At 50.8% G+C, this 14,616-nt stretch carries 10 protein-coding genes; 1 reads left to right on the top strand and 9 read right to left on the bottom strand.

Going from position 1 to position 14,616, the window contains the following annotated elements; genetic code table 11:
- Positions 1–51 precede the first annotated feature (51 nt).
- From spoVK to DSM465_RS0101975, 5 genes are all read right to left on the bottom strand, one after another.
- Positions 52–984, bottom strand: coding sequence for a stage V sporulation protein K (gene spoVK, locus DSM465_RS0101995; protein ID WP_008879545.1), 933 nt, complete (start codon positions 982–984; stop codon positions 52–54).
- A 320-nt stretch (positions 985–1,304) separates the two neighbouring features.
- Entirely contained in the window at positions 1,305–1,532 is a 228-nt protein-coding gene (hfq, locus tag DSM465_RS0101990) for an RNA chaperone Hfq (RefSeq protein WP_008879546.1), read from the bottom strand.
- 34 nt (positions 1,533–1,566) lie between these two features.
- The gene (gene miaA, locus DSM465_RS0101985; RefSeq protein WP_029760505.1) at positions 1,567–2,514 is read right to left on the bottom strand and encodes a tRNA (adenosine(37)-N6)-dimethylallyltransferase MiaA; all 948 of its coding nucleotides are present in this window, start codon (positions 2,512–2,514) and stop codon (positions 1,567–1,569) included.
- A 202-nt stretch (positions 2,515–2,716) separates the two neighbouring features.
- Positions 2,717–4,408 (bottom strand): methyl-accepting chemotaxis protein, encoded by a 1,692-nt coding sequence (locus DSM465_RS0101980; RefSeq protein ID WP_008879548.1) that lies wholly within the window; start codon positions 4,406–4,408, stop codon positions 2,717–2,719.
- Between the two features lie 113 nt (positions 4,409–4,521).
- A complete protein-coding gene (locus tag DSM465_RS0101975) occupies positions 4,522–5,871 on the bottom strand; it encodes an MDR family MFS transporter (RefSeq protein WP_008879549.1) in 1,350 nt (449 codons plus the stop codon).
- 197 nt (positions 5,872–6,068) lie between these two features.
- Between DSM465_RS0101975 and DSM465_RS0101970 the strand changes: the two genes are divergently transcribed.
- Positions 6,069–7,589 (top strand): glycine betaine uptake BCCT transporter, encoded by a 1,521-nt coding sequence (locus DSM465_RS0101970; RefSeq protein WP_029760503.1) that lies wholly within the window; start codon positions 6,069–6,071, stop codon positions 7,587–7,589.
- Between the two features lie 235 nt (positions 7,590–7,824).
- Here the strand turns inward: DSM465_RS0101970 and DSM465_RS0101965 are convergent, their stop codons facing one another.
- The 4 genes from DSM465_RS0101965 to DSM465_RS0101950 all read right to left on the bottom strand — a co-directional run bounded on the left by DSM465_RS0101965 (position 7,825) and on the right by DSM465_RS0101950 (position 14,488).
- Entirely contained in the window at positions 7,825–8,868 is a 1,044-nt protein-coding gene (locus tag DSM465_RS0101965; RefSeq protein ID WP_029760502.1) for a C40 family peptidase, read from the bottom strand.
- A gap of 292 nt (positions 8,869–9,160) precedes the next feature.
- Positions 9,161–11,098, bottom strand: a complete 1,938-nt coding sequence (mutL, locus tag DSM465_RS0101960; protein WP_029760501.1) for a DNA mismatch repair endonuclease MutL — start codon at positions 11,096–11,098, stop codon at positions 9,161–9,163.
- A gap of 13 nt (positions 11,099–11,111) precedes the next feature.
- Complete coding sequence (mutS, locus tag DSM465_RS0101955; RefSeq protein WP_029760498.1) at positions 11,112–13,841, bottom strand: DNA mismatch repair protein MutS; 2,730 nt, start codon at positions 13,839–13,841, stop codon at positions 11,112–11,114.
- 95 nt (positions 13,842–13,936) lie between these two features.
- Complete coding sequence (locus DSM465_RS0101950) at positions 13,937–14,488, bottom strand: outer spore coat protein CotE (protein WP_008878500.1); 552 nt, start codon at positions 14,486–14,488, stop codon at positions 13,937–13,939.
- Positions 14,489–14,616: the final 128 nt, after the last annotated feature.

Here is a 14,616-nt window from a genome sequence, read left to right as displayed (position 1 = left end):
CGACATTCCTCTTTTGCAGCCAAAAAAAGAAAGGGAGATCTCCCTTTCTTTTTAAGAGTAAATGACTAAATCTCGATCGCGGATCGTCATCAGCTCTTTTTTGTCGTAGCGTCCTTCATGAAGAAGACGAACCGCCTGCTTGCGAATCGCTTTCTCAATTAAATTGCGGACGTAGCGACCATTGCTGAACTTCATCCGACCTGCTGCCTCGAGCGTCCCCTCTAAATGGACGTACAGCTTCCGCTCCGCCTCTGGCGTCATTTCATATTCGCGCTCACGCAACATTTGCTTGGCGATTTGCACAAGCTCCTCGACCGTATAATCCGGAAACTCAATCGTCAACGGAAAACGCGACGGCAAGCCGGGATTTAATGACAAAAAATAATCCATTTCCCTCGGATAGCCGGCTAAAATGACGACCAAGTCATCACAGTAGTCTTCCATCCCTTTGACGAGGGTATCAATCGCCTCTTTACCGAAATCTTTTTCACCGCCGCGGGCGAGCGAATACGCTTCATCGATAAACAAAACGCCACCGCGCGCTTTTTTGATCAAGTCGCGCGTTTTGTTTGCTGTATGCCCAATATATTCCCCTACTAAATCAGCCCGCTCGGCCTCAATGAAATGTCCTTTCGACAGCACGTTCATCTCAAAAAACAGTTTGCCAAGCAGACGCGCCACTGTCGTTTTTCCCGTTCCGGGATTTCCTTTGAAAATCATATGGAGCGCTTGACGGTTTGCTTTTAAGCCGTTTTCTTTGCGCCTCCGGCTAATGTACAGCCAGGCGTAAATTTCCTTGACGATTTTTTTGACATGATCAAGCCCGATCAATTGGTCTAGTTCTTTTTGAATATTGCGAAGCGCCTGATGCTCTTCCCCATCAAGCCAGTCGTTTCGCTCTTCTTTCACTAAATGATTCACTGTTTTCGAATTCAACACAATATTAATTTGCCCTTTCGCTTTGTTCATCGTCAATTCTGACAAGGGGCGTCACCTCGCTTCCCGTTTTCTGCCATCCGCACCCATTCCGACCTGGCTGTCGACGCCTCGCCTTTTCTTTATTAGTATACGTACGCCGCCGCCAATCCGTGACAATCACCCAAACGATCAGCCGGTCGGTCAATTGTAGCAAGGGAAAGTTTGTATATTTTTATTCAGATCAGCGGTCGTTTACGCATCGGAAATGAAAAAGCGACGCGAGTCGGGGCAAAAAAGCAGGAGAGAGGGCGGTGCAAGTCGAGAAATACGGAAAAAGACGCCCCAAAGGAGGCGTCTTTTTTGTCGCGGCTTATGTACCAGCGGCATCATTGCTCGGTTTCAAACTGGATGTTCCGTTCCGGCGCAAACGTCGAAATGGCATGTTTGTAGATGAGCTGCTGTTTTCCTTGCACTTCAAGCAACACGGTGAAGTTATCAAATCCTTTAATGTATCCGCGCAGCTGGAAGCCGTTCAATAAGAACACCGTTACTTGGATACCTTCTTTGCGCAACTGGTTTAAAAACTGGTCTTGAATGTTGATCGTATTTTTCATGGAACGTCCTCCTCTTTTCTCTCTAAGGATATGGTTATATATTCGCTTCAAGTCGAAGCTTTCCTGCTATGTAGCGAAAAATTTCCTCCACCTTGACGGCAAACTTTTCGGGATCCGTCATGTCAAACCATTCTACCGGCATTTGGTTGCGAAACCACGTCAGCTGCCGCTTCGCGTAGCGGCGCGAATTTTGCTTCAGCTGCTCGATCGCTTCGTCGAGGGAGACGCGGCCATCAAAATAGTCGTACAGCTCTTTGTAGCCGATCGCCTGCACTGCCTGACAATCACGCAGGCCGCGATCGTATAGCGACCTTACCTCTTCAATCAGCCCTTCAGCGATCATCTCATCAACCCGTTCATTAATGCGTCGGTAAAGCACGCTCCGCTCCGCTGTCAGCCCGATGAGGGCCGTTTCGTATAACAGTTGCCGTTGCTGTCCGCGCTGCCATTCACTGAACGGTTTCCCCGTGCAATGGTACACTTCGAGCGCACGAATGACACGGCGGACATTGTTCGGATGAATGCGCGCCGCGCTTTCCGGGTCGACCGCCTTAAGCTGCTCGTGAAGTGCCTCGGCTCCTTGTTCAGCCGCCAACTGCCTAAGCGCCCGACGGTATGCTTCATCGGAAGGGGCGTCGGAAAATCGGTAATCGTAAATGGCAGCTTGAATGTACAGCCCAGTGCCGCCGACGATGATCGGCAGTCGGCCGCGGGCGGAAATATCGGTGATGAGCGCGCGGGCGAGCCGCTGAAATTCGACGACGGAAAACGGTTCGCACGGCTCTTTAATGTCAAGCAAATGGTGTGGAACTCCTTCCATTTCATCGGGCTTGACTTTCGCGGTGCCAATGTCCATCCCTTTATAAATTTGCATCGAGTCGCCGCTGATGATCTCCCCGCCTAGCTTCTTCGCCAATGCAATGCCGAGCTTCGTTTTGCCGACTGCTGTCGGTCCGACAATGACAACAATTTTTTCTGTCATGGTGTGCCACTGCTTTCTGTTGCTGAACTCGTATCAAACACCATTATACATAAAAACGGCAACACATGAAACAATTTCTTTCCTACGTTTTCGCCATCCCCCCTCCGTTTTATACATAGCAACACGAAAAATCGCCGTTCTTTCCTTTCACCCCCCTGAACTGTCCAAAAAAAAAAATGAACGCCGTAAAAGGCGTTCCTCATCAGAGCGAAAATTTTCTAACAATCGCCTGCAAATCATCAGCCATTTTCGATAGCGATGCGGCAGAAGCCGAAATTTCTTCCATTGACGCCAGCTGCTCTTCGGTCGCCGCCGATACTTCCTGCGTGCCGGCGGATGTCGATTCTGCGACATCAGCGACAAGCTGAACGGAACGCACAATTTGTTCCGAGGAGGCAGCCATCTCGCTAACCGAAGCGGATACGTCGCGAATTTGCTTGGCCACTTCGTCAACGGCAGCACGGATCTGGCTGAACGTTTCGCCCGAAGTGCGGATGACTCCCGTTCCGGCTGTCACTTCGTTGACGACTGACTCCATCGATTGGACGGCGTGAGCCGTTTCTTCTTGAATGGCAGCGATCAATTCAGCGATTTGCCGCGCTGATTCGGCCGATTGCTCAGCCAGCTTCCGCACCTCATCGGCGACGACCGCAAAGCCGCGTCCGTGCTCGCCGGCACGTGCAGCCTCAATGGCAGCGTTTAAAGCGAGCAAGTTCGTCTGCGCCGCAATATTGCGGATCGCCTCAATAATCGAGCCGATTTGCTCGGAACGGCGGCCAAGCCCTTTAATCACTTCGGCCAGCTGTTCAACCGTGCCGTTCACCTTGTTCATTTGTGCGACGCTCGCCTCGATCGTTTGCCCACCATCCGCTGCCTGTTTTGATGTTTCGGCAGCGATGGCCGCTACGCTTTGCGCCCGCTCGGAGATTTGCCCGATTTGTTCAGACATGGTGTTGACAGCGGCGGACGTTTCTTCGACGCTTTGCATTTGTTTGTCCACACCGGAAGCAACACCTTGGATCGTCATGGCGATTTGCTCAGTCGCCTTGCTCGTCTGTTCGGCGCTCGCCGCTAGCTCTTCCGAGGAAGCGGCGACTTGTTCGGCGTTTTGCGCCACTTCATGCAACACGCCGCGCAAATTTTTCGCCATTTGTTCAAACGAAGCGGCAAGCTCGCCGATTTCATCACGGTTGCGCACGCCGGTTTTCGTCTCGGTCAAGTCGCCGGCAGCAATCCGCTTCGCCGCTTCTGACAGCGCAAGCAACGGGAGAGAAAGCGAACGACTGATGTAGTAGCTGACGATCGCTCCAGCCGCCACCGCCAACACACTGACGATAAGAACAAGCCGAAGAACACGTTCGGCTGAGGCGCTCGCGTTATGGCTTGCCCGATCTAATTCTCGTTGCTGCAGGGCGACAAATTCGTTCATTTTCACATCAAATTGAGCCGTTATATCGCGCCCTGTTGTTATGACAAGCGCATTATATTGCTCCGGTTTGTTTTGCTCCTTTAACTCAAACGCTCTTTGGGAGAGCTCGTAAAACTGTTGCTCAAGCAAATCGAGCTCGGCAAGCAACTGTTTCGTTTTCTCTTGTGTTAGCGAAGCATCGAGCGTTTCACTTGTTTTTTTATACTCCTCATGTGCCTTTTCAAAATTCTCCCGCTCGGTCTCATCGCCGCTCAACAAATAGCCGCGCATGCTGCCGACTTGGCGGCGGATGAGCACTTCGAGCTGTTTCGCATCAACAAGTTTTGGCATCCGATTATCGATGACGTCTGTGTATGTACGGTCAAGCGTCGACATCTCATAACAGGCAAAACCGACCAGCAGTGCGATTAACACGTAGACGAGACCGAAGCCAGCCAACAATTTTTTGCGAACCGTCATCTTCATTAATACATCCCCCGTTTTTAAAAGAAATCGGTCGTTCCACTTATAGTATCGGATGATGGCCGCCAATGTTTAACCGTTTTTTTGGCGGCCATGCGGTGGCATGCCGCCCGACTTTATGCCATCCCTTCTGACTGCTGGTTGTTCCGGTCGGCTTCCGTTTCATCACGAATAAAAAGTGAGGTAATCATGGCGATGATGCTGCCGATTAAGCCAAATAAAAACAGGTGACGAATACCGGCCATAAATGTCGACGCCTGCGCCAAAAACGCTCCCATCACCGTGACGCCAATCGCTGTGCCGATATTGCGGCAAAACATAAAAAAGGAAGTCGCAATCCCCTTTTCATGAGCATCCGCAAGCTGTTGCGAGCCAATGACGCCAACGGTCGATGTCAAGCCAAACGACAGCCCTTGTAAGAACATGATGAAAAAGACATACCAAAACCCATGGCTCTCGTTGAGTAAGGCGAGAAAAAGGCCGGAAGCGACAAGTAGCACGTTACCGATGATGAGAAGAGAACGGTAACCATAGCGCAAAATCCATTTCCCCGCCGGCACAGCGGCGATCATCCAGCCGACAGACGAGCCGAGCAAAGCGACCCCGCTCATAAACACCGACAAGTGGGCAACATTTTGCAAAAAGAGCGGAATGTAGCTTGACGTCCCAAACAAGGCGACGCAGCTGACAAACCCGTTAATGTTCATCCATTTGAGCGTCCGGTGATGAACAAGCGACAACGGGACGAGCGGCGATGGCTGCCGTTTTTCGAAATAATAAAAGATGACAAGCAACAACACCCCAGCCGCACCATACCACCATTGACCCTGTTCAACGACCGTGACGAGCAAAAGCAGGCTGATCGCCGTCGCAAACAGCGCTGCACCCACATAGTCAATCGCCGCTCTCTTCGGTTCATACACTTCTTTATACGGAAGCAACGTTAAAAGCGAGAGCACACAAATCGGAATGTTGACATAAAAAATCCAGCGCCATGTCGCATACTCGACAAACAGCGAGCCCAAAAGCGGCGCTAAAACAGCGGAAAGACCCCACATGGCAGTAAAAAATGCTTGGATTTTTCCGCGCTTTTCTACGGGGAACAAATCACCGGCAATAATCGCAGGAAACGGCATCATAAATCCCGCCCCCACCCCTTGCAAGGCGCGGAACAAAACGAGCTGCACCATGTTTTGCGACAATCCGCAAAGAAGCGAACCGATTAAAAATAAAATAATGCCAAAGCTGAAAACTTTTTTGCGGCCGAATAAGTCCGACAGGCGACCGGCAATCGGCGACAGAACGGTTGTCGTAATCATGTACGACGCAAACGTCCACGCATAAAGGGAAAATCCCTCCAGTTCCTTAGCGATGATCGGCATGGTCGTGTTCATGATCGTCGTATCCATCGATGCGACGAGCATCGCCAGCACGATGCTGACCATGACCGACAGACGGCTGTTCATGCAAATAACCTCCTTTTTTAGTAAACTACAAGTATTTTATTTTACACGATAAAAAATCATGGCACAAAATGATATGCGTCAAAAATTTGGATCATTTGTATTCGTTGTCGAATTTTGTTACTCTAAGAAGCGGCCCCCCAAAACCGCTAACATGGTTCCCATCATATCAGCACATAATAAGAATAAGGAGGAGAGAAATGAAGAAAACAACAGCCATCTTTTGGATCTCGATTGTGATTGCCATTGTGTTTATTATTTGGGGAGTCGTTCCGGAGTCTTTGCTGCCACGCTACAATTTAAAGGCGGTCAGCAGCGCGGTGCACTCGTTTCTGATCGATAAATTCGGCTGGTTTTATTTGCTTAGCGCTTCGTTGTTTTTAGCGTTTTGTTTGTTTCTCATTTTTTCCCGCTATGGGAATATCCGTCTCGGCCGTGACGGAGAAGAACCGGAATACAGCTATATGACATGGTTTGCTATGCTGTTTAGCGCCGGAATGGGAATCGGGTTAGTGTTTTGGGGAGTGGCTGAACCGGTGTCCCACTATTACACGCCGCCAACAGGGGAAGGGGCAACGGCGGAAGCGGCCCGTTTGGCGATGCGCTACTCATTTTTTCATTGGGGGCTACATCCATGGGCGATCTACGGCATCCTTGCCTTGGCGCTCGCTTACTTCCAGTTTCGCAAGCAGGAAGCCGGCATCATTAGCCGCACACTGCGCCCGCTGTTTGGCGCGCGGACAGAGGGTGGCCTCGGCATCGCTGTTGATACATTAGCCGTATATGCAACGGTTTTTGGCGTCGCCACTTCATTAGGATTGGGAGCCATTCAAATCGGCGGGGGGTTGCATCAGCTGTTTCCTGGCGTTCCGAACAGCTTTTCGACGCAATTGCTCATCATTGCGGTCGTCACTGTGCTGTTTATGCTCTCAGCGCAGAGCGGTCTCAACAAAGGAATAAAATTGTTGAGCAACCTTAATATTGCACTCGCATTGCTGCTCATGTTTTTCATGCTGTTTGCCGGCCCAACGAATTTTATTATGGATGTGTTCACAGCGACGATCGGAACGTACTTACAAAACCTCCCGTCGATGAGTTTCCGGCTCAATCCGTTTGAACAAAATGATTGGCCGAAAGTATGGACCGTTTTTTATTGGGCGTGGTGGATCGCGTGGGCGCCGTTTGTGGGAACGTTTATCGCTCGCATTTCCCGTGGACGCACGATCCGTGAATTTATGATCGGTGTCTTGGCGGTTCCAACGATTTTCAGCGCCCTCTGGTTTTCCGTTTTTGGCGGTTCGGCCCTTTATCTGGAACAGTTCCAACATGCCGGCATTGGTGAAGTGATGAATGAAAAAGGAATGGAGACAGCCTTGTTCTTTACATTCGAACATTTCCCGCTCTCAACGCTGCTTTCAGGAATCGCTATTTTGCTCATTTGTACGTTTTTTGTCACATCGGCGGACTCGGCAACGTTTGTGCTCGGCATGCAGACGACCAACGGCAGCCTAAACCCGCCAAACTCGGTCAAATTCATCTGGGGCGTTATCCAATCAGCGACCGCGGCCATCCTCCTTTTTGTAGGTGGCCTTGAATCGCTGCAGACAGCGTCCATCATCGCTGCGTTTCCGTTTGCGATCATCATGATCTTGATCGTTCTATCTCTTATCCGTTCATTCCAGCAAGAAGTGACGCGAAAAGCGAAAAAACCTATCCAATAATGACCAAAGGTGTCCCTCAAGCAACGGGACACCTTTTCTTATGATGGGATGGATGAAATGATTGACAGGCCTTATGATTCCCTCAGTTCTGTCGATCAGTAGCTGAAGCGAAATCTTTGCACAGGATGCATAAGAAAAAGCTGCCCGCTAAAGCCTCACATGTGCTTTATGCGAGCAGCCTTCTGTCGCATTCGGCTATGTTTAAGCAACAGGCAAAATGTCCGTAAGCATCCCGTTAGTTAAGCACGCGAACCGCCTTTACAAACCGTGTTTTCCAATACGATGAAGTGAGCGACGAATACGTAACGCCCAACGAAACAGTCGCATTAATCATTTGCCCATTGCCAGCGTAAATGCCAACATGGTTGATCGTGCCGTTCGAGTCAGTGTCAAAAAAGACAAGATCACCTTTTTGCAATTGGTTGAACGACACCGCTTTGCCAGCTTGTGCTTGGGCTGACGATGTACGCGGCAGCGAAATGCCTGCTTCGCTAAAAACACGCATTGTAAACGAAGAGCAGTCGAACACATCGGTGCGCGATGGATCTGCTCCGTACAAATATCTCGCCCCTAAATATTTTTCGCCGATTTTGATGATTTTGTCGGCAAGTGAAGCAGACGATTCAGACGCAGCCGGTTTAGCGGCCGGTTTCGTTTGTTGGGCGGTCGATCCTTGTTGCTCGGTGCGAACAGCGGTTGTTCCACCCGTTACTTTAATGGCTTGGCCAACGCGAATCATATTCGGGTTCGTAATTTGCGGATTGAGCGACAACAAGCGGTCAACGGTCGTTTGAAACTTGTTCGCAATCTCCGATAATGTATCCCCTTTTTGGGCGATGTACTGACCGTTCACAGCCGTGGCCGCCGGCCGAACAGTATATGTATTGGTGCTTTCTTGTCCGCCTGTTACTTTGAGCACTTGGCCGTCGCGGATGAAGTCCGGATTCGTAATGCTTGGGTTTAGTTTGACCAACGCTTCTACCGTTGTGCCAAACTTCTTAGCAATCCCGCTTAATGTGTCACCGAGCTGGACAGTGTATGTATGAGAAGCTACTTGTCCACTTCCGCTTTGTCCATTTACTTGCAATACTTGGCCTGGAAAAATGAGATCGGAAGATAAATTGTTTTGTTGTTTTAATCGATCGACGGTCGTATTATATTTCTTCGAAATTCCCCAGAGCGTATCGCCTTTTTGCACCGTGTGGCTTGCTGCTGAGGCCGCATGGCTGGCTAATAATGATCCGATCAATGTCCCGGTAAATACAAGTGCTTTTTTCATTTTATATCCCCCTATGACATCAATTTGACATTTCTCTATTTCCTTAGGTAAATTTCGCTATCACTCTACAAAAATCGCCATGTATTCCCGCACATGAGCCATTATAGTAAAATAAAAACAACTCGTCTGTAACAGAAAGAATAAAAGTAGATTACAAAATGATTACAAAAAAAACAGGACTGACTCAAAAAGGAGCCTGTCCTTTAGTGAAGCAATAGAATGGTGAATTCATTCGCCGCCCATATACAAGTGAAGAAAGGGGGGCTCGTTGCTGTTGAGACACCCTCGCCATTTACATTACTCGTTTAAATAACTTTTCAATTTCATATGTTGAAAAATGGACGATGATCGGCCGGCCGTGCGGGCAAGTGAACGGATCGGTCGTTTGCCGCAGCGTTTCGAGCAAGGCGAAGATTTCGTCGGTGCGCAAATGTTGATTCGCTTTAATGGCGCGCTTACAGCTCATGACGATAGCGGCTTGCTCGCGCAGCTGCTTTATATCGACCGTTTTGGCGGTCAGTACGTGTTCGATCATTTCCTCGATGATCTCTTTTTCTTTCCCTTTTGGAAACCACACAGGGTGGGAACGAACGAGAAACGCCCGCGGGCCGAACGGTTCAAGAAACACGCCGCAACGGGCGAGCTCGTCGCGGCAAGCGGCGATTCGCTCATATTCGTCGGCCGGATATTCAAACGTTAGCGGGACGAGCAGCTCTTGCACCTCATTGGTGACTTCGCCAAGTTTTTCCCGGAAATATTCGTAGTTGATCCGTTCTTGCGCCGCATGTTGGTCGATCATATAGAGTCCGAGTTCGTTCTCCGCCAAAATATAAGTGCCGTGCAACTGCCCAATCGGATAAAGCGGCGGGAGGCGGTCGACTGCTCGTTTCTCCTCTGCTTGCTCATCAGCCGGCAGGCACGCCTCGGTCGGTTCCTCCTCCACCTCGGCATCCCGCTTCAACTCAGCAGCAGGCAAATCGTTGACAGCGCCTGTCCTTCTTTCCGAAAACACCGACGCTTCGGCTTCTTCCGAAACGGCAGGCGCATCAGCCTGGGCGGCTGCAGGCAACGGGGAAAGCGATCCTTCACTGGCCAGGGACGCTGCTGCGGTCACATTGTTAGTTCCCCCTGCCTTTCCGTCGGGCTGGGCGGGCGGTTCATGAACGCGATGGGCAAACGTCCAAGATGCTTGCTCCGCCTTCGCTTTGACCGTTTTGCTGTCGGCAGATACGGATGGAATGAGCGTCCGCTGGCGGAACGCTTGGCGGATTGTCGCGGTAATGAGCTCGTTTAACTCCGCTTCTTTGCTGAAACGGACTTCCAGTTTCGCCGGGTGAACGTTCACATCAACGAGCACCGGGTCCATTTCAATCGCCAGAAATACAATCGGATAGCGACCGATCGGCAAGAGCGTATGATAGCCGGCTTCAATGGCCTTCATCAGCGGTATATTGCGCACATAGCGCCCGTTGACAATGAGCGACATATAATTGCGCGAAGCGCGCGTCACTTCCGGCAGTGAAATATAGCCACGGACAGTAAAATCGAGCGATTCCGCCTCAATCGGGATCATTTGTTTTGCCGTTTCCATACCGTAAATGGCAGCGAGCACATGCCGGACATCGCCGCTGCCGTTTGTCGCAAGCAACGTTTTGCCGTGATGGCGAAGCCGGAATGACACATCCGGGTGAGCGAGCGCCAGCCGGTTGACGACATCAGCCGCATGACCGAGCTCGGTATGGATCGTTTTCATATATTTCAACCTCGCTGGGGTGTTGAAAAATAAGTTGGATACCGTGATATCGGTTCCTTTGCGCCCGGCCGCCCGCTCGCGGGCCACGAGCGCACCGCCTTTTAACACGAGCTTCGTCCCCGGGCCGCTGCCGGTGCTTGTCACAAGCTCCACTTCGGACACTGAAGCAATGCTCGGCAACGCCTCACCGCGAAAGCCGAGCATGCGAATGCGGAACAAGTCGTGCTCGTCTTGAATTTTGCTTGTCGCATGCCGTTCAAAAGCAAGAAGGCAATCCTCTTCTTCCATTCCGTCGCCGTTGTCGATGACGCGGATTTTCGTCATCCCAGCTTCCTCGAGTTCAATTTCGACCGCCGTACTGTGGGCATCGATGGCGTTCTCGACGAGCTCTTTTACCACCGAAGCCGGCCGTTCGACAACTTCGCCAGCGGCGATTTTGTTTGCTAGCTGATCGTCGAGCTTATGAATGCGTCCCATCCCCCCACCTCCGTTACTTAAGGAGTTTTTGCAGTTCATATAGCTTGTTTAACGCCTCAAGCGGCGTCATCTCAAGCAAGTTGACCTCCTTCAATGCTGCGAGCGCCTTTTTCTCTTTGCTGGACAAGTGCGGCTCCACAGGCGCCGGAGCTAAATCAGGAAACATGCTCAACTGTTCAAAGGACGCTTCGTTTCCCGCGCTTGCTCTATGTTCGGCCTGCCGCTCAACGCTCTGTTCGACCACGCGATCAGCAGCCGAGCCCACGGTCAACTCCAACTCGCTTTGCTGCTGAGAAGCGGCTTCCATTAACGAGCCATTCTCTCGCCCAGCTTCCTCTCCAATCCCTTGTTCAAGGGAGCCGTTTCCAGACGATTGCTCGAGCTTGGCTAAAATGTCCCGGGCGCGCTCAATGAGTGAAATAGGCAACCCGGCCAGCTCAGCAACATGAATGCCGTAACTGCGGTCGGCTGATCCGTCGGCGATTTGATGCAAAAAGACGACTTTGCCGTTTTCCTCGACAGCACGGGCATGAACGTTGCATAGCCGTTCGAGCGAGCTTTCCAACGCGGTCAGCTCATGATAGTGTGTGCTAAACAACGTTTTCGCGCCGATATGGTCGTGAATGTATTCGATCATCGCCTGGGCGAGTGCCATACCGTCATATGTCGATGTGCCGCGCCCGATTTCATCGAACAAAATGAGGCTGTTTTGCGTCGCGTGAGTGATGGCTCGGCGCGCCTCAAGCATTTCGACCATAAACGTGCTTTGCCCGGCTGACAAATCGTCAGCAGCGCCGATACGAGTGAACACTTGATCAAAAATCGGCAGCACCGCCCGCTCAGCCGGGACGAAGCAACCAATTTGCGCCATGATGGCGGTGAGCGCCACTTGCCGCATGTACGTGCTTTTCCCGGCCATGTTTGGTCCGGTGATGAGCAGCATTTCCCGCTCACGATTCATGTAGCAGTCGTTCGGCACGTATGTTTGCGCACCGAGCACTTTTTCCACGACCGGGTGTCGGCCTCCTTCGATCGCTAAGACGCGCTCGGTGGAAAACTGCGGGCGCACATAACGCCGCTCATCGCTCACCGTCGCCAATGCCTGAAGCACATCGAGCTCAGCGATTGCTTTAGCCAGCGTCTGTAAGCGCGGAATGTATTCCTTCACCTGCTCGCGAATGGCGACAAACAGCTCATATTCGAGTTCAACGCTTTTTTCCTCCGCTTCTAAAATGAGCGCCTCTTTTTCTTTCAATTCCGCAGTAATAAAGCGCTCAGCGTTGGCGAGTGTCTGCTTCCGTTCATAGCGTCCTTCCGGGATGAGGGGAAGGTTCGGCTTCGTCACTTCAATATAGTAGCCGAATACACGATTGTAACCGACTTTGAGCGATTTAATGCCGGTGACTTCCCGCTCTTTCGCCTCCAGTTCGGCGATCCACGCTTTGCCGTTGCGGCTTGCGTCACGATAGCGGTCAAGCCGCTCGTCATACCCGTCTTTAATGATGTTTCCTTCCTTAATGGAAAGCGGCGGCTGTTCTTGAATGGCACGCTCGAGCAAATCGACAAGCTCTTCGCACGGATCAAGGCGCCCAACCAGCTCGTCCACTTCGGTAAGCGGCAAGCCGCTCACCGTCTGCCGAAGAGATGGCACTTGGGAAAGCGATTTTTTCAGCTGCACGAGATCGCGGGCGTTGGCATTGCCGTAGGCGATGCGGCCAACGAGCCGCTCGATGTCGTAGACGTCGCGCAACCGATCACGCAGCTCGTGCCGTTCAAAATAAGAAGTTTTCAACGTCTCCACGAAATCGAGGCGTCGTTCGATTGCACGCTGGTCAATGAGCGGACGGTCAAGCCATTGTTTTAAGAGCCGACCGCCCATCGCCGTCACTGTTTCGTCTAACAGCCATAAAAGCGACCCTTTTCTTCCTTTTGACCGCACCGTTTCAACTAACTCTAAGTGCAGCTTCGAATGCCGATCCATTTTCATATACTGATCGACCTGATACAGCTCGGCCGGCTGTAAATGATCAAGCTGCCGTTTTTGCGTGCGGACGAGATAATGAAGCAAGCGGGCGACAGTCACCCGCAGCTTTTCTTGCGTCACGTGACCAGCCACGCTGCTCCATTCATCCCGCAGCCATGTTTCATCTTCATACGAGATCGCCGCTCCGTACCGTTCTTTCAGCTCACGCACCCACTCTTCCGCGCTGTCGGAGCTGATGACGATTTCTCGCGCCCCGATAGCATGCAGTTCGTTTCCTGTCTCCTCCCATGAAGAAAGGAGTGTCAACCGAACTTCGCCAGTCGACAAATCAGCGTAAGCCAATCCGTATGTACTGTCAGCAAACGGCGTCAGTGTCGCTAAATAATGGTTTTCTTTCTCGGTGAGCCCTTTGCCCTCCATGAGCGTGCCAGGGGTAACCAACTGAACGACTTCGCGGCGCACGACGCCCTTTGCCGTTTTCGGATCTTCGACTTGTTCGCAAATAGCAACTTTATAGCCTTTTTCCACAAGTTGTTCAATATAGCCTTGCGCCGAATGGTACGGAACCCCGCACATCGGCACCCGTTCATCGCCGCCTCCATCGCGGCTTGTCAGTGTAATTTCTAATTCTTGCGCCGCCTTTATGGCGTCATCAAAAAACATTTCGTAAAAGTCACCAAGACGAAAAAACAAAAATGCATCTGGATATTGCGCTTTAATGTGCAAATATTGCTGAATCATCGGTGTATACGATGGCATCATTTCTCCCCAACCTTTTTGGCCAGTCGGCCGTTGATTGCGCTACTATTATAACAAGCGACAAAAGAAAAAACTAGGAAAGAAATTTCCTAGTTTTACTCTTCTTCGCCGAGCAACAAATCCGGGCTTAAATCTTCTAATTCTTCGTCAAGATCGTCGTCGTCATAAAAATCATCGTCTTTGTTGCCGCACCCTTCCGGATTGATGGCGACACACACTTTTGTTTCACCGATCACTTCGGCGATAAACTCCCGCTCGACATCGACGACGATTTTGTTGCCGTTCGGCGAGATAGTGCATTCTAGGCAGTTCGGCTGCTGAATGACGCGAACGATAATATCGGTATCATCGCTAATTAAATTGTCTTTATCCCGATATTTTAACTTGACAACATCAGTGTATGAGACGGTTTCAGTGACAACTTCTGTTTTTGTATTATTGTGGTATGAATACCACACGTTAATGTCGTAGTGGCCGTGAATTTCGACCGTTTTATCGCATTTTTTCGCTTCATAGCGGTGGTTGATGATCCAGCAGCCAAGAATGCTTGACGGGCGGTTCGGCGCCGTCACCGTGTGGGTCGATTGCGTAAATTTGCGGCCTTTACCGACAACGGCTTTCGTAATAATTTCTCTGTATTCAGACATCGAACGGAACCCTCCTCAAATGAATCTTCATTTCATCCTATGCGTGATCTCCGCTAATGTGCACAACAAATGAATCATTATTCCGTATAGTTCATTGTATGCACGCGTTCCGTTCAATGTTCCTGCTT

This window comes from Geobacillus thermodenitrificans subsp. thermodenitrificans DSM 465, from assembly GCF_000496575.1.
Lineage (GTDB): Bacteria > Bacillota > Bacilli > Bacillales > Anoxybacillaceae > Geobacillus > Geobacillus thermodenitrificans.
The sequence above is the reverse complement of the archived record's forward strand: the minus strand, read 5'-3'. Positions and strand labels throughout refer to the sequence as shown.